Origin of the sequence: Empedobacter falsenii (assembly GCF_019308355.1) — a bacterium.
Taxonomy (GTDB): Bacteria; Bacteroidota; Bacteroidia; order Flavobacteriales; family Weeksellaceae; genus Empedobacter; species Empedobacter falsenii_B.
This window is the reverse complement of sequence record NZ_JAAGKM010000024.1, coordinates 1-20,648: the sequence shown is the minus strand read 5'-3', so window position 1 is coordinate 20,648 and position 20,648 is coordinate 1. Positions and strand designations below refer to the sequence as shown.

Below are 20,648 nucleotides of genomic sequence, written 5' to 3'. Positions count from 1 at the left end.
TTCATAAAACGAAAAAAATCCAAGAACTATGTCTTGGATTTTTAAGTTGTTAATATTTTAGAATAATTATTTCAATCCGTGGTATTTCAACATTGGTTCAATTGAAGGATTTTTACCTCTAAAATTTTTGTAAATCACATTCAAATCATCCGAATTCCCTTGAGAAAATACTTTATCTCTCAAAATTTGACCATTTTTACGTGACATTCCTCCATTTTCTATTGTCCATTCGTAGGCATCATGGTCTAACATTTCTGCCCAGATATATGCAAAATATCCCGCTGCATATCCTCCACCAAAAATATGGCTAAAATAAGAAGAACGGTAACGAGGCGGAACTTGTGGTAAATTTGTTTTATTATCAATTAAGGCTTGTTTCTCAAAATCGTCTACGCTTGTGATTGTTTTATCGACAGAAACAGTGTGCCAAGATAAATCTAAAGCCGCAGCAGAAAGTAATTCTGTTAACGTATAACCTTTGTTAAAGTTAGATGCTTTTTTCATTTTTTCTACCAACACATCAGGAATCGCAGCTCCTGTTTGATAATGCTTTGCATAATTTTTTAGGATAGATGGCTCCGTTACATAATGCTCGTGAAATTGAGATGGAAACTCTACAAAATCTCTTGAAACATTTGTTCCAGATAAAGTTGGATATTTTTGATTCGCAAAGAAACCGTGCAATGCATGTCCAAATTCGTGGAAAGTTGTTACCACATCATCATACGAAATCAATGCAGGTTGACCATTTGCAGGTTTTGTGTAGTTTCCGACATTATAAATAACAGGTTTTGTGCCAAATAAGTGCGATTGCTCCACGATATTACTCATCCAAGCTCCCCCTTGTTTAGAATCTCTTTTGAAATAATCTGTATAAAATAATCCCAATTGCGAACCATCTTCATTAAACAATTCGTACACTTTTACATCTTCATGCCAAGTTGGTATATCTGTACGTTTTTTGAATGAAATTCCGTACAATTCTTTCGCCATAAAGAAAATTCCATTCTCTACAACTGAATCTAAAACGAAATAAGGTTTCATTTCATTTTCGTCGATATCATATTTCTCTTTACGAACTTTCTCCGCATAATAGTTCCAATCCGCAGCTGTTAATGTATTTGCTGGATTTTCTTTCTTCGCTAAGGCTTCAAATTCTTTTGCATCTTTTTGTGCCATTGCAGTTGCTGCCGGAATCATTTGATTTAAAATTCCTTTTGCTGCTGTAGGATTTTGCGCCATTTGATCTTGCAAATTCCATTCTGCATAATTTGCAAAACCTAATAATTTAGCTTTCTCCGCACGTTTTTTAACCAAAGTTAAAATTGTATAACGTGTATCATTTTCGTCTTTTTTCTCTGTTCTAATCCAAGCTGCATCAAATAATTTTTTTCTTGAAACTGCATTGGTCATATTTTGTAATTCAGGTTGTTGCGTTGTATTCAATAAACTGATTAAATATGTACCATCAGCTTGTTTGAAAGCCTCTAAATCAGCATCACTCAAACCAGCTAATTCTTCTTTCGTAAAAGTAACGCCACCAGATTTTGTTCCTTTTAATAATTGATTGGAGAATTTAGTTTCTAAAGAAGCGATTTCTCCATTCAATTTTTTCAATTCATCTTTTTGTGCAGCAGATAAATTTGCGCCAGCCAATTCAAATCGTTGATAATATACATCTAACAAACGAGATGACTCTTTATCTAAATTCAATGATTTTTTATTGTCATGTAAAGTTTTTACACGTTGAAATAATTTATCATTCAAATAAATGGCATCGCTATGAGCCGCAAATTTAGGCGACATTTCCTCCTCAACTGCTTGCAACGTTTCGTTTGTATTTGCTCCAGTCAATAATCCAAAAACATGATTAACTCGTGTTAATAATTGACCCGATTTTTCCATCTCAACTAATGTATTTTCGAAAGTTGGTGCTTCAGAATTATTCGCAATTTTATTGATTTCGACTAATTGTTCAGTCATTCCTTGCAACAAAGCAGGTTTGAAATCTTCGTTTTTAATTTTCGAAAAATCAGCAGTTTGATAAGGCAAAGTGCTCACTTCAAAAAAAGGATTTTTATCGTTCCACATACTATTTGTTGACTTTTCGCTACAAGAAGTGGTTAGGATTGACGATCCAACCATCATTCCGTAAAAAAGTTTTTTATTAAACATTTTTATAATTTTTAGACCTAACGAAGTTAAAACTTATAATGTTAAATTTCAAAAATATTCAATTTTTCATTCAAACAATGGGAAATATTTAAGCTAAATCTTAAAAGTTAAATAATTAATAAACCTTACCGAAAAGGTTGAATTTTCTTCAACGAAAATAATTATCTTTGAAAAAGAGTGAGGAAAAATTTCACTCTTTTTTATTACCCTAAAAATCAATCCATTTTGTATTTAGATTTAGAAGAATTAAAATATTTATTAGCTGAAAGTGTTAAAGAATTGCCAAGTTGGGAATCACACCAAAAGCTTTCACCTCCATATCGTCAAAAATTTGATTTAGAATATGTAAAACGTACCAATCCTAGAAGTGCGTCTGTGATGATTTTATTGTATCAAAACGAAGATGGAGAAGTTGAATTCCCAGTAACCATGCGTGTTTCTTACGAAGGAGCGCATTCGCATCAGTTTTCTTTGCCAGGTGGACAATTTGAAGAACAAGATATTAGTTTTGACGAAACTGCTATTCGCGAAACTATGGAAGAACTTGGTGTAGAGTACGAAAACATTGAGATTGTAAGACAATTGAGCGAAATGTATATTCCGCCAAGTAATTTCTTGGTTTATCCTTACATCGGAATTTATCATGGAGAACCACATTTCAATCCAGATGAGCGCGAAGTACAATACGTTGTTCCATTAAATTTGGAAGCTTTTTTGAATGCTGATTACGAAGTTTTTGAGAGAGAATTTTCTGGTCAAGTTGTCGAAATTCCTGGTTATAACATTGGTGATGATGAATTTCTTTGGGGCGCAACGGCAATGATTTTAGAAGAATTTAAAGATTATCTAAAAATCGTATTAAATTTGTAACTTAAACAATTAAGAACTCGTGTCTCAAAAAGCAAAGAAAAAGAACGCATTTCGCGATTCATTTGGACATTTATATTTCCTAAAAAGGACGTTAATTTTCTTATTAGGATCATTTACTTATAACCGTTACAATGGTTTTAATAAATTAAAAGTTAGCGGTACAAAAAACTTGGTTCATTTGCCAGCTCAAAATGTATTATTCGTTTCGAATCATCAAACTTATTTTGCTGATGTTTTCGCGATGTATCATGTATTTTGTAGTGTAAAAAATGGTTTTATTGATACCATCAAAAATCCAATTTATTTACTTAATCCTAAGATTGACTTTTATTACGTTGCCGCTGAAGAAACAATGAAAGATAATCTTTTGACGAAATTATTCGCCTACACAGGAGCGGTTACCGTAAAAAGAACGTGGCGTGCAAAAGGAGAAAATGTAAATAGAAAAGTAGATTTAAGCGAAATTAACAATATTGATATTGCGTTGCAAAGTGGTTGGGTAGTAACATTTCCGCAAGGGACTACAACTGCGTTTGCACCTGGTCGTCGTGGAACTGCACATTTAATCAAGAAAAATAAACCAATTGTAATTCCAGTTGTAATTGATGGTTTTCGTAGAGCTTTTGATAAAAAAGGTTTGCGTATTAAAAAACGTGGAATTAATGCGACAATGACATTCAAAGAGCCTTTGGAAATCGATTATGAAAATGATTCGAGTGATGCAATCATGAAAAAAATTATGAATGCAATTGAGCAAGCACCAGAATTTAATAAAGTTCGACCAATGGACGAAATTCTTGCTGAAAATAGTGAAAAATCATTGGATGATTATTTGAATGAAGACGACGAAGAGTTTGATGATTTCGAAGAAATGGGCTACGACGAAGAAAATAAAAAAGACTAAAAGAATACAACATACAAAATGAAAAAAGTTCATTTTATTGCAATTGGTGGAAGTGCAATGCACAATTTGGCGATTGCTTTGCACGAAAAAGGATATCAAGTAACAGGTTCTGACGACGCAATTTTCGAACCTTCGAAAACACGTTTGGACCAACGTAGAATTTTACCAGAAGAAATGGGTTGGTTTCCAGAAAAAATTACAACAGATTTAGATGCTGTGATTTTGGGAATGCATGCTCACGCTGATAATCCTGAAATGTTACGTGCTCAAGAATTAGGTTTAAAAATCTATTCATATCCAGAATATTTGTACGAACAATCAAAAGATAAAACGCGTGTTGTAATTGGTGGTTCGCATGGAAAAACGACAATTACATCAATGATTCTTCACGTTTTGCATTATCATAATATCGATGTTGATTATATGGTTGGTGCGCAATTGGATGGTTTTGATGTGATGGTAAAATTGACAGAAGACAACGAATTTATGATTATGGAAGGTGATGAATATTTATCATCTGCCTTAGATCGTCGTTCAAAATTCTTGTTGTATCAACCAAATATTGCGTTGATTTCAGGTATTGCTTGGGATCATATCAATGTTTTTCCAACGTTTGCAGATTACACTTCTCAATTCTCAAAATTCGTAGAATCTATCGTGAATGGAGGTGCTTTAATTTACAACGAAACAGACGAAGAAGTTGTTAAAGTGGTAGAAGAAACGGAGAAAGCAATCAAGAAATTCCCTTATCATTTACCAGAACATTTTATCGAAAATGGAATCACTTTTATCGAAACAGAAGATGGACCAATTCCGTTAGAAGTCTTTGGTAATCATAACTTGATGAATTTAGAAGGTGCTCGTGCAATTTGTAAACAATTAGGTGTAATGGATGATGATTTCAACGAAGCAATTCAATCATTCAAAGGAGCATCTAAACGTTTGGAATTAATTAATCGTACTTCTGATTTTGTTGCGTATAAAGATTTTGCCCATGCGCCAAGTAAAGTAACTTCAGTTACGAATGCAGTAAAAGAACAATATACAGATAAAACAGTTGTAGGATGTTTAGAAATCCACACCTATTCGTCTTTGAATCCTGAGTTTTTGGTGCAATACAAAGGTGCTTTAGACAAAACTGATATCAAAATTGTAATGTATAGCCCAGAAGCATTAGAAATAAAACGTATGGAAATGATTTCTCCAGAAGATATCAAAAAAGCCTTTGGAGATGATTCTATTTTGGTATTTACAAATGGTGAACAATTGCAAGATTATATCGAAAGTTTAGATAAAAAAGATAAAGTATTTTTGATGATGAGTTCAGGAAACTTCGGTGGAGTAAACTTGAATGAATTATTTAAAGCATAAAAAAATCACCTTTCAATAAAAGGTGATTTTCCACTTAAATATCTATAAAATATAGAAAAAGAGAACTTAATTTTTTAGGTTCTCTTTTTGTTTTTTGTCAAATGGTCAAAATAATCATTTTAGGTTTTTGGATTACTTCTTTTCAAATATCAGTAAACTTAGAACTATTTTAAACTTTTTCGGAACTATTAATTTTAAAAACATTATTTTAGAAAAAACAGAGGTGATATAAACTTTTAGTAATACTCTACTCACTTTTGTTAGCTTTCGCCATCAAAAAACACCTCTGTTTTACTATAAAATTATAGTGACCCTTTTGATAGTAACAAAGATGATAAAAATCGAGATAAAAAAAAGTTTGAAAAGTAGCCTAAAGATGTCCAAAACGGAAGTTATTGTAAACTTTTTCTAAATTGAGTTGGACTAATTTTTAGATGTTTTTTGAAAAAATTTCCGAATGAATATTGGTCAGAAAAGTTTAACTCATTCGAAATTTCAGAGATTGTTTTAGTTGTTTCACTCAACAATACTTTCGATTCACGAATCACAACAGAACTGATTAATTCTTTTGTCGTTCTACCTGTTATTGATTTGCAACATTCAGTTAAATATCGTACTGTAATATTCAATTTATCTGCATAATATTTTGCATCTCTGTTTTCTGTATAACTCTTATTTAAATCATTCAAAAAACGCTTTACAATATCATCTTTTCGCGTTCCTTTTCTTACAATAATTGTTTGTTGTTTCGAAAGTTCGCTAAACGTTGTGTAAACAATCGCATAAAATAAATTGAACTGTAAATAGCGTACGAATTTGGTCAATTTCTCTTGCAAACGCAACTTCAATTGCAATAAAAGTTCGATTAAAGCAGAAAATTCTATTTCATTGAAATGATAATTATTGATTCTACCTTCACCAAAAAATTGGTTGTATTCATAACCACTCAAATCGATAATCGATGTATCTAAAATCTTTTTGGTTAAAACTAAACTCAACAATTCTAAATCAGATTATTTTGAAATTATTTGGTAAGATTTATTAGGTTCTGGGAAGAAAACATCGTGTTGTTTTAGTTTAATTTCTTGGTCATTTTGAGAAATAATTAAATAACCATGCTGAATAAAAATCGTCTTAATCAAATCTTTTTTCAAACGTTTATTTTCAACAGTTTGCTGAATAAATTCCTCTTGATCAAAAACATTAAAATTCTCCATAAATCAACACTTTAATTTCAGTTAATTTGACACAAATTTTAACCCAATAATAGAGCAAATTAAAGTCGTTAAGAAGAAAACGCGCCAAAAACTTGCTGGTTCTTTAAAAATAAAAATTCCTACTAAAACTGTTCCGACTGCTCCAATTCCTGTCCAAACTGCATAAGCCGTTCCGATTGGTAATGTTTGCGTTGCTTTTACCAACAAAACCATGCTCAACGTTAAGAAAAATAAAAAACCACCATACCATAAATACGTGTCATTTCCGGTTGCTTCTTTTGCTTTTCCAAGACATGATGCGAAACCGACTTCGCACAATCCTGCAATTAGTAAAATTACCCAATTCATTTTTTACTGATTTATTTATAAAAATTAAGACTACAAAAAATTGTAGCCTTAAAATTAATTATTTATTTTTTGAATTATTTACCGAAACTATCGCTAAATTCTACTTGACCTTTGATGTGTACTTCGCTCCATGTTTTAGAAACGCCATCTGCACCTTTGTGTAATTCTAAACAAGCTTGATTAAGAGCTTCTATTGCTTTTCCTGTGTTAAAATCCATCAAATCAACATCTGTTTCAATTGAAAAAACATTGTTCTCAAACGTTGATTTTACTTCGTATTCTTTAGAAGCATTATTCAACGTTAAATTCAAGAAAGTTTTACCATCTCTGAAATGTAATTGACCTTTGATTTCGCTTGTATTAATCATATTTCCAAACAAAATATCTTTCAATTTTTGATCACGATCAATTTGATCAGAATTTAATGTAGCAACTGTCGCTATAATATTTGCACCTTCTAAAACTTCTTGAGGCGTTTTTCCATCTTCTTTTGCGTCTTTCACCAAAACAACATCAAAACGTCCTGAAACAGCCACTTTTTCTGTTGTTTTATAAGCCGTCCACTCAACTCCAGATTTTCTAATTACACCCTCTACAATTTCCGTTGGTTCTTCCACTGTAACAGCAGATTTAGCAGGTTGTTCAACTGGTTTTTCTTCTGTTTTATTCGTACAATTCATCAGCATTACTGATGCACAGCATATAATCGCTATAGATAATTTTTTCATTTCAAACTTTTATGCTACAAAAATACAACAAGCCAAGACTAATTCACAATTGATTTTTAACATATTCTGAAAAAACTCTACTTTTGTAAGATGATAAAAAATCTTCTAAATACATGTTTGATTATCATTTGTTTGCCATTTATCTTAATTTATGAGATTTATTGTTCGGTTTACAAATACAGAAAATAAATTGGTAACTTCGCTTTCAAATTGGAAAGATGAGCGAAAGAATAATAGGAATAATAGGCGCTATACCGCAAGAAATAAACGGTGTAGTCAATTTATTAACAAACAAGCAAGAACATAAAATTGGTCGAAGAAGTTATTTTACTGGAAAATTAAACAATCAAAAAGTTGTGGTCGTTTATTCTCGTGTTGGTAAAGTTGCTGCCTCTGCTACGGTTACAACCTTAATCCTTGAATTTAACGTTTCTGAATTGATTTTTACAGGTGTTGCAGGTGGAATTCATGCTGATGTAAAAATTGGAGATATTGTTCTAGGGCAAAGTTTGATTCAACATGATATGAATGCTCAACCTCTTTTTCCTGCTTACGAAATCCCAATGTTAGGAAAAGCTTATTTTGAGGCTGATTCTTCTCAATTAGAAGTTGCGACAACAGCTATTTTAGAAATTTTAGAAGAGCAACATTTGCATAATGTGATTTCTGAAAAAGATTTGGATAAATTTAATATTCATCAGCCTCAACTACATGTTGGTTTAATTGGATCTGGAGATTTATTTTTCTCGACAAATTCTCAGAAAGAAAAATTACAACAAAACTTACCCGAAATACTTTGTGTCGAAATGGAAGGCGCTGCAGTAGCACAAGTTTGTTACGAATTTGATATTCCTTTTATCATCATAAGAACAATATCAGATGATGCCGACGATCATTCTACATTAGATTTTAATAGTTTTATAGAAAAGATTTCGAATGTATATTCAATAGAAATTATTAAGAACATCATCAAGTAAAAAGTCCTTTAAAAAGGGCTTTTTTTTTGATGCTCACATTAATAAAAAAATCATCAAAAGATTTGATGATTTGCTTTTCCAAATATTTAAAATGGATTGTGGGGAGAGCAGGATTCGAACCTGCGAAGGTTACCCAACGGATTTACAGTCCGTCCTCGTTGGCCGCTTGAGTATCTCCCCGCCTAATAATAAAGTATTCTTCAAAAAAGAAGAGCCGATAGAGGGACTCGAACCCACGACCTGCTGATTACAAATCAGCTGCTCTAGCCAGCTGAGCTACATCGGCGATTTTTTATTTTTGTTTTAAAAGTAAAATATAAACTTTTTTGGAGCCGATAGAGGGACTCGAACCCACGACCTGCTGATTACAAATCAGCTGCTCTAGCCAGCTGAGCTACATCGGCTTTTTAGTGGGGAGAGCAGGATTCGAACCTGCGAAGGTTACCCAACGGATTTACAGTCCGTCCTCGTTGGCCGCTTGAGTATCTCCCCGACCTATATTTTTGCTGAGCCGATAGAGGGACTCGAACCCACGACCTGCTGATTACAAATCAGCTGCTCTAGCCAGCTGAGCTACATCGGCAAAAATATTATTATTTGTATATTTCAAATTGAAAACAGGATATTCATTTCTCGAAAGAAGTATTGTTCCTTTTTCGTGGTGCAATATTAGGGCAGTTTTTCGAATCTCGCAAATGTTTTTTCAAAAAAAAGTAGAAGTTTTTTCTAAAAATTTACTTCAATTTTGAAAATCAGAATTTTAGAATTCAAAAAAAGATTAAACTTTTTTTCAATAAAAGTAAAAAAGATAATATTCTATTTACATTAGAGTCCCTATTTTTGTAGTCAATTAATCATTAATGCATCTTATCATACAAATTTTGCAACTTTTCGGAGCAATTGCTTTGTTCATTTTTGCGATAAAACTATTAAGCGAAAATTTACAAGCGTTATCTGGATCGAATTTTAAACGCACTCTAAACAAATTAACCAAAAACAATTTATCGACAATTGTTACAGGTACTTTTTTTACAACAGCTATACAATCTTCCTCGGCTGCGAGTGTGTTTATATTGGGATTTGTAAATGCTGGATTGATTAATTTGCGAAAAGCATTTGGCTTAATATTAGGCGCAAATATCGGAACTACGCTTACATTGTGGTTGGTCTATTTCGGAATGAAATTCGATTTGGTACAAATTGCATTGCCTCTTATACTGGTGGCTTTTCCATTTTATTTATCGAAAAAACGTAACCAAAGAAAAGTAGGTGGAATTTTATTTTCGCTTTCCTTACTTTTTCTTTCGCTTTATTTCCTGAAAACTTTTTTACCTTCTATCGAAAGTCATCAGAAGTTACAAGAATTCTTTCAGCAATTATCGCATTATGGTTTTTTGACTAATTTGTTATTTATTCTATTTGGAATATTACTAACGGTTTTAGTCCACTTTTCATCAGCATCAATTACGATTGCAATTTTATTAGCGAGCAAAGGTTTACCTATCGAATTAGCTGCAATGATTGTTTTGGGAGCAAATATAGGAACAACTTTTACAGCGCATTTAGTTGCCGCAATTGGAGATAAATACACGAAAGTTGTCGCAGCATTTCATACATTTTTCAATATTGTAATTGCGTTGATTTTTATGTTGATTGCAAATTTTGTTTTAAAATTTATTGGAACAACAATTTCATCAAATATCGCTGTTCAACTGATTACTTTTGATACTATTAGTAATTTCGTCGGGGTCATTTTGTTTACGCCTTTTATCAATAAAATAGCTTTCTATTGTCAGAAAAAATATTTCTCTGTAAAATCAGCAGACAATAAATTAGAATTTTATGCAATTCCATTCGGAACAAATTCTGACCTATATAAAAATGAAGCCAACAAAAAACTTCTGAAACTCGCTTCTACAACGAAACAAACGATTTATACGCTTGGGCGAATGATTACTGAAAGTGATGAAGAAAAGATTTTGGTTTTTCGTGAACGAATTTTGGAACTGGAAAAAGAAGGTGATCAATTGGAGAGAGAAGTCAATGAATTTTTGAATGAAATTGCTGATTTAGATTTACCAAACGAAAATACAATTGCGATTCATCAACTAATTACACTTTGTCATCATCTGGAAAGTGTGGGCGATATTGCGATTAAGATTTCTTCTATTCATCGTCGTCGTAGAATGACAAATAGTTATTTTACACCAAAAATGAGAACGTATTTGGTCGAATTTCAAAATAATTTGGATCAAACAACGCGTATTCTAAATCAAAATTTGAACGAAACACAAGAAGAAGTTTCTATCAAACAAGCGGAGTTTATCGAAAAAACGATTAATACAATTTACAAAGAAGCCGAAGCAAATTTAATGAAGACGATCGAAAAAGAGAAACTTTTGACTACAAGTGCGCTTTTCTACAAAGATCTAATTCAGAATTACGAAATTCTTGGCGATCATCTTTACAAAGCCAATGCAACAATTGTTAAGCTAAAAAATCAGTAGATTTTTGTAAGTTTAAAGAAATTTATTGCATGGCTACTACATTTACAATAAAGCTTGAAGAACAAATTATTGGAACTACAGAATTTGAATTTGCAGATGTTCCGATGGGAGTTGTTTATGGCAAAATAAATTTTATAGATATTGAATCTCCTTATTTATTATTCAAAAATTATTGTTTAGCAAATAACATCCATATAAATTATGATTCTGAAAAAGAAAGATTGATAGACACAGCGATTATTCCAAATCTTAGAATTTATTATAATGATTTTAAAGAAGAATTAAAAAGTTGGGGAAGTTCTATTTCTGGAATTGAAATTTCTGATGACGTATTTGAATTTGAAATTACTTTATATGGTTTAGAATCTGAAACGATGTCAACTTTATTCAAACATCATTTTGATGAATATTTTAAATAATAACTTGTCTTGAATTAAAATTCGTCAATTCGAGTGATTTTTAGAAATATATTTCTAAAAATTGTATCGAGAATTAAGATGAATTTTATCTTCTAAAACCTTATTCTCGACACAAAATTCTAAACGAATTTCACTCGAATTGACGGTTTTATTTATAAAATAATATAATTACTTCGCTCACTTCTACTCTATTTTGTAATTTTGCAAAATGTTTGATTCAAAGCAAATTTTTTCTATTCAATCCGAAGAAGATTTCCAAAACGTAGCATTGGAAGTTTTCCGTTATCAAGCGCAAGAAAATGAAGTGTACAAAAACTTCTTAAATTTCTTGAACGTTGATTATTCTACTGTAAAACACACAAACGAAATTCCTTTTTTACCGATTCAGTTTTTTAAAAAATTTGAATTGATTTCAGGAAATCGTGAAGTGGAAAAGATTTTTACAAGTTCTGGAACAACTGGAATGGCGACAAGTAAACATTTAGTAACGGATTTGGCATTGTATCATTACAGTTTAGAAAAATGTTTCGAACAATTTTATGGTCCACTTCCCGATTATACTATTTTCGCGCTTTTGCCTTCGTATTTGGAGCGTACAGGTTCGTCTTTGATTGATATGGTGGAGTATTGGATTGAGAAATCTGGTAGCGATAAAAGTGGTTTCTATTTGTATAATCACGATGAATTGTACGAAAATCTTATTGCGCACGAAAAAACGGGCAAGAAAGCAATTTTGATTGGTGTTTCATTTGCTTTATTAGATTTTGTCGAAAATTATAAAATGAATTTGCAGCACACAATTGTGATGGAAACTGGCGGAATGAAAGGTCGCAAGAAAGAAATTACGCGCGAAGAATTGCATTCAATTTTGAAAAATGGTTTCGGAACAAATGAAATTCATTCGGAATATGGAATGACGGAATTGCTTTCGCAAGGTTATTCTCGAGGAGATTTGACGTTTAAATCGCCAAATTGGATGCGAATTTTGATCAGAGAAACCGAAGATCCTTTCCAATATGTTGAAGAGGGAAAAACAGGTGGCGTGAATGTGATTGATTTGGCAAATTACAATTCGATTAGTTTTATTGCAACTGATGATTTAGGTAAAAAAATAACTCACAATCAATTTGAAATCTTAGGACGTTTCGATCATTCGGATGTGCGAGGTTGTAATTTGATGGTGATTGAATAATAAATAAAATCCCGCACTGAAAAATTCAGTGCGGGATTTTATTTATTTCTTTTTCATTAAAACTTCTTTCAGAGATTCTGTTTTTATTTTCTCAAAAAATTGTTTCAATTCATTGTATTTATCCGCTTCATAAACACCTTCTGGCAATAAAAATTGAATTGCTAGTATCAATTGTCCATCTTTCACTTTTGCTTCCTGATAATACTCTAAACCAAGCTCAGTTTTGTGATGTGCTTTGTATTTTTCATCAATTATCACTTCGTAACCATCTGGAATTTTAGATTTCACCTGAATATTAAACAAATAAGGATAATTAAATTCTATTTTGCGCTGACGATTTTTATCTTCAAAAGTATATTGTTTTAGAAATTCGCGCAAAGGATTTATAAATGTATAAAATGGAGCATTCGGAATTACAGCTTTTGCTTTATAATTTTTAACGTAAGAATCAGTATCAAAAACCGTTTTATCATTAATTTCTTCGTCTAAACGCACATCTAAAGATTCAGTCAAATATCTATTCAAAACATTTTCTTCGTCTGCAGCATCATCATAAAAATAATCATTGAATTTGTCTTTACGATAAAGAATTAAATTTCCATTACTCATAAAATCATACTTTAATGATGATTCGTAATAAGACAATTTTTGATTCAACTTTACAAACGAAGCTTCACCTTTTTTGATGACAATTCCATGATAATTAAACACATCTAAAGGTCCAAATTCGATTTGTTCTTTATTTAATTTTGAAGCATCTAAGATAATATTTGAAGCACCATTATTTAATTTCACAACTGTTAAAACAGAATTGAATTGATTGACAATTGGATAAGAAAACAAAATTTGTCCATGATGACGACTACTAAACATAACCATCGAAGTTTCGAAACCTTTAGCTGTTAAAATTTCATTCAATAAAAGATTCATATCTGCCGTAGAACCAGACTTTTCTTTCAATAAAGTTTTGTTCGAACGCGTTGGAATAATTCCATAAAATCTATTCCATTTTACATTTGAATCAATATATTCAATCACATTTTTCAAAGTTTCTACCTCATCTTTTCCATTCGGAATATTTTGCGCAACATCTCTGATTGCAGAAGGATTTCGATACAAATCATATTGTGCATTTATATCTTGAATCAAATCTATCTACGCGCTCATCGTAGTTTTCTTTGCTCCATCTGTATGATAATTAGCTGCCTGAATTTTAATTCGTTCACTTTGATCTTCAGGATTATAAACGTATTTTAATTGATTATAACTTTGGATATTATGTAATAACCATTCCGTTGAACTAGATTTACCTTTATACTTTGTATTCAAACCATCACCAATTGTAATAATCGAATATGTACCATAAGCCTGATTATTTAATCGAAACTTGCTCGAAAGCGTTGGTATATCGTGTTGAAAATTCCATGCATCAATAGAAAAATTGTATTCACTACTTTTGATATAAGTATACTCGATAATAGAACCAACTTTTACATTTGGAAAAGTGAAACGTTTTGCAGCATACAATTCATTTAGAGAAACATCAAAAATTTCTTTCTCATCAATCGGAGTTATTTGCTCCACTCCATTTACAATATTAATTGTACTTCCCTTGATTCCGCTTATAGATTCATTTCTATTCTTGCTGTAATAATTCAGTTGTATATTTGCTTCGTCAAGTCCTTTATCAGTTAGAATTTTGATTCTTCGTTTTACAGTCAAATAATAATTAGACGAAGTTAAATCCATTTTTCCTTCTTCCGACAGAATAACAGCATCTGCGTTTTTCTCGAAAGGAACTTGAGTTAAGTTAATTTCTTGCTCCGAAATTTTTCCGAATTTTAAATCTTTCGATTGCGCATTTGTATATAATGCAATAAATAAAAAGAGTAAAGTAATTTTTAATTTCATTTCAATTTGTAATTCTTGCGAAAGTACGGATACGCAATAGGATATAAAGAATAATCTAAATAAAATTTTCGTTACTTTTCTATCAACTCCTCCAACGCTTTTTCTAAGGTAGGATATTGAAATTCGAAACCTGTTTCTTGAATTTTAGTTGCGTCAATTCGAGAGCCTTTCAAAACCAAATCACTCATTTCACCTAACGCTAATTTCATTACAAAAGCAGGAATATTTGGCATAAAAAACGGTTTATTCATTTTTTTCGCTAACATATGATTGAAATTTGAATGATTGATATTTTCTGGTGACGAGGCATTATAACTTCCATTCATTTTTTCATCCTCGACAGCTTGCGCATAAATCTGTAACAAATCCGCATTATGTATCCAAGGCATCCATTGTTTTCCGTTACCTAGATTTGCTCCTACACCAAGTTGAATAGGTTTTTTTAATAATTTGAAACCTTCGCCGTTTTTAGACAAAACAAAAGAAGTTCTAAGACAAACCACTCTTGCACCTATTTTTTCGAACTGATAAGCAGCATTTTCCCATGCGACACAAACTTTACCTAAAAAATCAATATTCGGTTCATCAGATTCTTTGAAAATTTTGTTCGAAGTAATTTGTCCATAATAAGCAGTTCCAGACGCGGAGATAAAAAATTTCAAATCAATATTCAATTTTTTGACATACTCAAAAAGTAAATTCGCTGTATCAACTCTACTCGAAAAAATTTCTTTTTTGTAAGAATTTGTCCATCTTTTCGCAATTAAGCTTCCAGCCAAATGAATAATTCCATCCAAATTTTCAAAAACTTTTTCATCAATTGTATCTTTCTCCCAATGATAAAAAGGATGTTCAATCTCTTTTTCTCTTGTCAAAATACGAACTTGATGTCCATTTTTAATTAAAATCTTTGTTAATTCTGAACCAATTAATCCACTTCCACCAGTCAATAGAATATTCATACTAAAATTTTTTCCTAATTTAGCTCATTCCAAAAATATAAACTAATGTTTAAAGGTATATTTCCTTATCTAAAAAGAATGGGGGCTGATGAAGAAAAGAAGCTAAAACAAAAAATATTCGATATAGTTTTTGAAGCTGATACACCTTATGGAAAACTTTTTGACATCTCTTTATTACTTTTAATTTTATTGAGTGTTGGCTTAGTTATGTTGGAGTCTATTCCGGCAATTAACGCAAGACACCACACAGTTTTAGTATCTTTAGAATGGATTTTAACCTTTTTGTTTACTATAGAATATTTATTAAGAATCTATTGTGTTAAAAATCGTTGGCGATATATTTTTAGTTTTTATGGAGTTATTGATTTATTGTCTATTTTACCATTTTATCTTGGTTTAGTTTTACCTACAAGTAAGTACCTAGCAAGTATTCGTATTTTAAGATTGCTACGTATTTTCAGAATTTTTAACCTTACACGATTTACACGTGGGAAAAATGTGTTGGTGTTAGGGCTGAAAGAAAGTAAAGATAAAATCATCGTTTTCTTATCATTTGTAGTATTAATTGTTGTTGTAATTGGCTCTATCATGTATATGGTTGAACATGATCATCCTGAATCTGGTTTCACAAGTATACCAATCAGTATTTATTGGGCAATTGTCACTTTAACAACAGTAGGTTATGGCGATATTTCTCCTGTCACTGGTTTGGGACAATTTTTAGCTTCTGTTGTAATGATTATAGGTTATGGTGTAATTGCTGTTCCCACAAGTATTGTAACTATGGAAATGAATAAAGCGGCTAAACATAAGGAAGATATTCCTACAAACACGCAAAGATGTCGCAATTGTGGCGATGATTACCACCTAGATGGTGCTATTTATTGCAAAACCTGCGGGCATCTTTTAAATGAACCTTAAAATTTATCCAAATTAATGAATCGATTATTGTCAATATGATTAACGTATTCGTAATTTTTGGTGTAATTAATTGACATATTCAATTCATAACCAACTAACATCAAAATAACATTGATGTAAACAAAAATCATCATAATCATCACTAATCCAAGCGATCCATAAAACAAATCAATATTTGTAAAATAACTTAAATACGAATTAAAACCAATCACAGTTAACAAGAACAAAACAGAAGTTAACAATGCCCCTGGAATAACTGTACTACGCGATTTTTTGTGATTTGGTCCGAAATAATACAACATACACATCGAAACAAAATAAAAAATAAATACCGAAAAATAGTTGATTAAATACGAAAATTGTCCAAGTTTACTTAAAAATGAAACGTTGGTTAAGTATTTCCAAATAATTGATGTCGAATAAGATAAAAACACTTGTAACACAATAAAAACTGTAAAAAACAAGGTTAAAATTATCGAAATCATTCTCGATTTTGAGTTTTTTCGCTTTACATAAACATCTTGATACGAAACATTAAATCCATTTATAATCCCTTGTATTCCGTTGGATGACATAAAAATTGTAATCAAAATCAAGAAATAATTCACTTTACGTTTTCCTTGTACAGCCGTCGTTTTATCAATATACGAAATCACTTCATTGCTCACATGTTTAGGTAAAAGTTGAGGAAGAAGTTGTGTAAATAGCAAGTTTTTTATTTCTTGGTAATAAACCAAATGCGGTAAAATACTAAACAAAAAAAGCAAAAATGGAAACATACTAAAAAATAAAATCCACGAAACTGCCGCCGAACGCAACGGAAAATTACCTTTCATGACGCGAATCCAAAAAACTTTCAAGAAATCATATACCGTGATGCCCGTATTTTTGTTCATCAATTTTGTTTTCGACCAATCTCGAAAATAATTTATTCCTGTATATGTTTTAAAATCTTGTAGAATGCGCATATTTTTGTCTCAATAAATAATTTTGAATGAATATTACGACCATTTGTATCGGTAAAACAGACGAAAAAGCCATCGAAATGCTATTACAAAAGTATGAAAATCGATTGCCTTCGCACATTAATTATCAAAGAATTGAAATTCCTGACATCAAAAATCGTAAAAATTTGTCCGAAATTCAACAAAAACAAAAAGAAGCTGAGCAAATTTTGAATAAAATCATCAATACAGATTTTGTTATTATTTTGGATGAAAAAGGAAAACAACCTACTTCGAAGCAATTTGCAGATGATATTCAGAATTACATGAATCAATCTGTCAAAAATCTTGTCTTTGTGATTGGTGGTCCTTATGGTTTTGACGAATCTGTTTACAATCGTGGAAATAAAAAAATGTCTTTATCCAATATGACATTTACGCATCAAATGGTTCGTCTATTTTTGACTGAGCAAATTTACCGAGGATTTAGTATATTGCAGGGTAAACCTTATCATCATGAATAACACCTCTCCATTTGAAGAATTTGTTCCTAAGCAAGAAAATAAACTAAGTTTTGGTATTGGAAAAGCTCTTTTGTATAGCGCAATTGCAGTGATTATAATGCAGTTTGCTGGCGGACTTGTTTCTGCTCCAGCACTTTTTTACAAACCGCTTAATCACTTACTTTTACCGTTAGGATTTTTAACAGGAACGGTTTGCGCAATTGTTATTTTATTGATGTTGACACAAACTAAATTTGCATCAATTTTAAAAGATATCAAACATTCTTTTACTCCAATTCAGCTCATATTATCAATAGCTTGTTGGTTATTTCTTTTGCCTTTAGCCGAGGTTGCAACAAGTTTAATTCCAACAACTGGACCTTTAGAAGAAATCTATAAAATCTTTCAAGCTTCTTTTGAAATGATGTTAGATTACAAAATCGCTGGATTTATTATGATTTGTATTTTGGCTCCAATTTTCGAAGAAATTATTTTCAGAGGAATAATCTTGAAAGGAATGCTAAATTTCAATGTAAATCCTACAACTGCAATCTTAATCAATGGATTTATTTTTGGATGTGCACATATGAATCCTTGGCAATTTATAGGAGCTGGACTTTTAGGAATCATTTTTGGAATAGTTTATTATCGCACAAAATCGTTGTTTTTACCTATGTTATTACATTTCCTAAACAACACTCTTTCGTACTCGTTAATGCTAATGCAGGGCGATATGGAAGGCGAAGTTTTTGCGCAAAGAGATTATTTATTAATTGGAGGAATGACACTTATCGGAATTTTATCTGTCTATTTATTAATCAAAAAAACAGAACAAAAAACAATATAAATGGAATTAATTTTTGCCACACATAACAACAATAAAGTAAAAGAAGTTACAAAAATGTTACCTTCTTACCTATCGATGAAATCGTTGACTGATATTAATTTCTTTGATGAAATTGAAGAAACTGGTACAACTTTCGAAGAAAATGCGCAATTAAAAGCGAAAACTATTTTCGATAAAACTGGGAAAAATATCTTTGCAGATGATTCTGGATTAGTGATAGAAGCGTTAAATGGAGCACCTGGTGTATATTCTGCTCGATATGCTGGCACAGGAAAAGACGAAGATAATATTGCAAAAGCGTTGAAAGAATTGGAAGGAAAAACAAATCGAAAAGCGTATTTTATTTCTATTTTCTGTTTAATTTTGGATGGAAAGGAATATTTTTTCGAAGGACGAGTGAATGGAACTATTGCAACTGAAATTATGGGTGACAATGGTTTTGGCTACGATCCGATTTTTATTCCTGATGGTTTTTCAAAATCTTTTGCACAAATGTCTCCTGAAGAAAAAAATGCAATTAGCCACCGAGGAAAAGCTGTCGAAAAATTAAACGATTTTTTAACTAATCTAAACGTAAATTGAGTTTACAACTAACAATATTAGGATTTAATTCAGCATTACCAACAGCTTTTACGCATCCGACCGCTCAATTATTAAACATCGCAGAACGCTATTTTTTGATTGATTGCGGAGAAGGAACACAAGTACAATTGCGAAAAGCGAAGGCAAAATTCAACCGAATAAACCACATTTTTATATCGCATTTACATGGCGATCATGTTTTTGGATTGATTGGATTAATTTCCACACTTCAATTACTTGGTCGCGATATGCCTTTGCATATCCATGGTCCGAAAGGAATTGAGGAATTTATTACAACACAATTACGTTTAACAGAATCTAATAACTCATTCGAGATTATTTTCAACGAATTGCATACAAAAGAATCTGTTTTAGTTTTTGAAGATGATAAAGTTGAAGTTTATTCTATTCCGCTAAATCACCGAGTTTATACAAATGGTTATCTTTTTCGAGAAAAGCCAAAACCTCGAAAATTGAATATGGATACGATCGAGGAATTTCCAGAAATTGAAATCTGCGATTATCAAAATTTGAAAAATGGAAAAGATTTTACGTTAGAATCTGGAAAAATAATTCCGAATGATTATTTAACATTTGATGCTCAAAAGTCCTTGAGTTACGCGTTTTGTTCGGACACAAAATATAAACCAGATATTGTTCCAATTATAAAAGATGTCGATTTGTTATATCACGAATCAACATTTTTACACGAATTGAAAGATTTAGCGGTTTACACAGGGCATACAACTGCAAAAGAAGCTGGAATGATTGCGAAACAAGCCAATGTAAAGAAATTAATTTTAGGTCATTTTTCTAATCGTTATCACGATTATAAACCTTTGTTAATCGAAGCCCAAGAAGAATTTACGAATACCGTTTTACCAGAATTGTTGAAAACAATAAAAATAGAAAGTTAGTAATCAAAATATAAAAAAATCCGTTCGATAGTCGAACGGATTTTAGTTTTACAAATGTTTCTCAATCCTATGGATTTTGAACTAAAACTCCTTTAGAAACAATAATTTGTTGTTCAGGAATATATTCAATTACTTCATTTGCTGTAGCAAGAATAGTGTATAATGGATTACTTCCTGATAAATGTGTACCAGGGTAGCGTCTATCCATTGTCAACCCATTTCTATATGTGGGTACGTCATATCCTCGTAGACTAAATTAGTAAAAAACTAATATAGCTTTATGATGATTAAAAAGACAAAAGAAATAGCAGCTTATTTAACTTATAGTAAAAAACTACAAGTTCTAAAATATG

General features: G+C 31.3%; 22 protein-coding genes and 5 tRNA genes. 12 read left to right on the top strand and 15 right to left on the bottom strand.

What is annotated here, in order from left to right; genetic code table 11:
- Window positions 1–66: 66 nt before the first annotated feature.
- Window positions 67–2,175: a M3 family metallopeptidase gene (locus tag G0Q09_RS10110; RefSeq protein WP_219034767.1), complete on the bottom strand. Its 2,109-nt coding sequence runs from the start codon at window positions 2,173–2,175 to the stop codon at window positions 67–69.
- 225 nt (window positions 2,176–2,400) lie between these two features.
- Between G0Q09_RS10110 and G0Q09_RS10105 the strand changes: the two genes are divergently transcribed.
- From G0Q09_RS10105 to G0Q09_RS10095, 3 genes are read left to right on the top strand one after another with little or no spacing between them, the layout of a single operon-like run.
- The gene (locus tag G0Q09_RS10105; protein ID WP_219034766.1) at window positions 2,401–3,045 is read left to right on the top strand and encodes an NUDIX hydrolase; all 645 of its coding nucleotides are present in this window, start codon (window positions 2,401–2,403) and stop codon (window positions 3,043–3,045) included.
- Between the two features lie 19 nt (window positions 3,046–3,064).
- Window positions 3,065–3,949, top strand: coding sequence for a lysophospholipid acyltransferase family protein (locus G0Q09_RS10100; protein ID WP_038334575.1), 885 nt, complete (start codon window positions 3,065–3,067; stop codon window positions 3,947–3,949).
- A gap of 18 nt (window positions 3,950–3,967) precedes the next feature.
- Window positions 3,968–5,320, top strand: coding sequence for a UDP-N-acetylmuramate--L-alanine ligase (locus G0Q09_RS10095; protein ID WP_115001321.1), 1,353 nt, complete (start codon window positions 3,968–3,970; stop codon window positions 5,318–5,320).
- A gap of 392 nt (window positions 5,321–5,712) precedes the next feature.
- On the opposite strand, the gene G0Q09_RS10090 is transcribed toward G0Q09_RS10095, so the two are convergent.
- The 4 genes from G0Q09_RS10090 to G0Q09_RS10075 form a co-directional block, all read right to left on the bottom strand.
- Window positions 5,713–6,318: a helix-turn-helix domain-containing protein gene (locus tag G0Q09_RS10090; RefSeq protein ID WP_219034765.1), complete on the bottom strand. Its 606-nt coding sequence runs from the start codon at window positions 6,316–6,318 to the stop codon at window positions 5,713–5,715.
- Between the two features lie 15 nt (window positions 6,319–6,333).
- Window positions 6,334–6,537: a hypothetical protein gene (locus G0Q09_RS10085; protein WP_219034764.1), complete on the bottom strand. Its 204-nt coding sequence runs from the start codon at window positions 6,535–6,537 to the stop codon at window positions 6,334–6,336.
- A 21-nt stretch (window positions 6,538–6,558) separates the two neighbouring features.
- On the bottom strand, window positions 6,559–6,885 hold the full coding sequence (locus G0Q09_RS10080) for a DMT family transporter (protein ID WP_219034763.1): 327 nt from the start codon (window positions 6,883–6,885) through the stop codon (window positions 6,559–6,561).
- Between the two features lie 74 nt (window positions 6,886–6,959).
- Entirely contained in the window at window positions 6,960–7,613 is a 654-nt protein-coding gene (locus G0Q09_RS10075; protein ID WP_219034762.1) for a hypothetical protein, read from the bottom strand.
- A 218-nt stretch (window positions 7,614–7,831) separates the two neighbouring features.
- Here G0Q09_RS10075 and G0Q09_RS10070 point away from each other — a divergent pair, with 218 nt between their 5' ends.
- Complete coding sequence (locus G0Q09_RS10070) at window positions 7,832–8,590, top strand: 5'-methylthioadenosine/adenosylhomocysteine nucleosidase (protein WP_219034761.1); 759 nt, start codon at window positions 7,832–7,834, stop codon at window positions 8,588–8,590.
- A gap of 99 nt (window positions 8,591–8,689) precedes the next feature.
- On the opposite strand, the gene G0Q09_RS10065 is transcribed toward G0Q09_RS10070, so the two are convergent.
- The 5 genes from G0Q09_RS10065 to G0Q09_RS10045 all read right to left on the bottom strand — a co-directional run bounded on the left by G0Q09_RS10065 (window position 8,690) and on the right by G0Q09_RS10045 (window position 9,173).
- Window positions 8,690–8,770 (bottom strand) — tRNA-Tyr (locus G0Q09_RS10065).
- A 32-nt stretch (window positions 8,771–8,802) separates the two neighbouring features.
- Window positions 8,803–8,876, bottom strand: a tRNA-Thr gene (locus G0Q09_RS10060).
- A gap of 41 nt (window positions 8,877–8,917) precedes the next feature.
- Window positions 8,918–8,994: transfer RNA gene (locus G0Q09_RS10055), tRNA-Thr, on the bottom strand.
- Window positions 8,995–9,001: 7 nt separating this feature from the next.
- Window positions 9,002–9,082 (bottom strand) — tRNA-Tyr (locus tag G0Q09_RS10050).
- A 17-nt stretch (window positions 9,083–9,099) separates the two neighbouring features.
- Window positions 9,100–9,173, bottom strand: a tRNA-Thr gene (locus G0Q09_RS10045).
- 277 nt (window positions 9,174–9,450) lie between these two features.
- On the opposite strand from G0Q09_RS10045, the gene G0Q09_RS10040 reads away from it, so the two are divergent.
- The 3 genes from G0Q09_RS10040 to G0Q09_RS10030 all read left to right on the top strand — a co-directional run bounded on the left by G0Q09_RS10040 (window position 9,451) and on the right by G0Q09_RS10030 (window position 12,708).
- Entirely contained in the window at window positions 9,451–11,097 is a 1,647-nt protein-coding gene (locus tag G0Q09_RS10040) for a Na/Pi cotransporter family protein (protein WP_219034760.1), read from the top strand.
- Window positions 11,098–11,126: 29 nt separating this feature from the next.
- Window positions 11,127–11,516, top strand: coding sequence for a hypothetical protein (locus G0Q09_RS10035; protein ID WP_115001331.1), 390 nt, complete (start codon window positions 11,127–11,129; stop codon window positions 11,514–11,516).
- Window positions 11,517–11,724: 208 nt separating this feature from the next.
- Window positions 11,725–12,708 carry a long-chain-fatty-acid--protein ligase gene (locus G0Q09_RS10030; RefSeq protein WP_219034759.1) on the top strand — a complete coding sequence of 328 codons (984 nt, stop codon included), beginning with the start codon at window positions 11,725–11,727 and terminating at the stop codon, window positions 12,706–12,708.
- 42 nt (window positions 12,709–12,750) lie between these two features.
- Here the strand turns inward: G0Q09_RS10030 and G0Q09_RS10025 are convergent, their stop codons facing one another.
- The 3 genes from G0Q09_RS10025 to G0Q09_RS10015 all read right to left on the bottom strand — a co-directional run bounded on the left by G0Q09_RS10025 (window position 12,751) and on the right by G0Q09_RS10015 (window position 15,581).
- On the bottom strand, window positions 12,751–13,857 hold the full coding sequence (locus G0Q09_RS10025; RefSeq protein WP_219034758.1) for a DUF3858 domain-containing protein: 1,107 nt from the start codon (window positions 13,855–13,857) through the stop codon (window positions 12,751–12,753).
- A gap of 6 nt (window positions 13,858–13,863) precedes the next feature.
- Window positions 13,864–14,619, bottom strand: coding sequence for a DUF3857 domain-containing protein (locus G0Q09_RS10020; RefSeq protein ID WP_219034757.1), 756 nt, complete (start codon window positions 14,617–14,619; stop codon window positions 13,864–13,866).
- A gap of 71 nt (window positions 14,620–14,690) precedes the next feature.
- A complete protein-coding gene (locus G0Q09_RS10015; protein WP_219034756.1) occupies window positions 14,691–15,581 on the bottom strand; it encodes a TIGR01777 family oxidoreductase in 891 nt (296 codons plus the stop codon).
- Between the two features lie 45 nt (window positions 15,582–15,626).
- On the opposite strand from G0Q09_RS10015, the gene G0Q09_RS10010 reads away from it, so the two are divergent.
- Entirely contained in the window at window positions 15,627–16,502 is an 876-nt protein-coding gene (locus G0Q09_RS10010; protein WP_219034755.1) for an ion transporter, read from the top strand.
- Here the strand turns inward: G0Q09_RS10010 and G0Q09_RS10005 are convergent.
- Window positions 16,499–17,470 (bottom strand): YihY/virulence factor BrkB family protein, encoded by a 972-nt coding sequence (locus G0Q09_RS10005; protein WP_219034754.1) that lies wholly within the window; start codon window positions 17,468–17,470, stop codon window positions 16,499–16,501. The two genes, G0Q09_RS10010 and G0Q09_RS10005, sit on opposite strands and share 4 nt — an antisense overlap.
- A 26-nt stretch (window positions 17,471–17,496) precedes the next feature.
- Here G0Q09_RS10005 and rlmH point away from each other — a divergent pair, with 26 nt between their 5' ends.
- From rlmH to G0Q09_RS09985, 4 genes are read left to right on the top strand one after another with little or no spacing between them, the layout of a single operon-like run.
- Window positions 17,497–17,970 carry a 23S rRNA (pseudouridine(1915)-N(3))-methyltransferase RlmH gene (gene rlmH / locus G0Q09_RS10000; RefSeq protein ID WP_115001348.1) on the top strand — a complete coding sequence of 158 codons (474 nt, stop codon included), beginning with the start codon at window positions 17,497–17,499 and terminating at the stop codon, window positions 17,968–17,970.
- Entirely contained in the window at window positions 17,963–18,796 is an 834-nt protein-coding gene (locus G0Q09_RS09995; protein WP_219034753.1) for a CPBP family intramembrane glutamic endopeptidase, read from the top strand. Before rlmH ends, G0Q09_RS09995 begins: the two co-directional genes overlap by 8 nt.
- Window positions 18,797–19,378, top strand: coding sequence for an RdgB/HAM1 family non-canonical purine NTP pyrophosphatase (gene rdgB / locus G0Q09_RS09990; protein ID WP_219034752.1), 582 nt, complete (start codon window positions 18,797–18,799; stop codon window positions 19,376–19,378).
- A complete protein-coding gene (locus tag G0Q09_RS09985) occupies window positions 19,375–20,295 on the top strand; it encodes a ribonuclease Z (RefSeq protein WP_219034751.1) in 921 nt (306 codons plus the stop codon). Before rdgB ends, G0Q09_RS09985 begins: the two co-directional genes overlap by 4 nt.
- Before the next feature lie 67 nt (window positions 20,296–20,362).
- Here G0Q09_RS09985 and G0Q09_RS09980 read toward each other — a convergent pair whose 3' ends face one another.
- Complete coding sequence (locus G0Q09_RS09980; RefSeq protein ID WP_219034750.1) at window positions 20,363–20,503, bottom strand: hypothetical protein; 141 nt, start codon at window positions 20,501–20,503, stop codon at window positions 20,363–20,365.
- Window positions 20,504–20,648 lie beyond the last annotated feature (145 nt).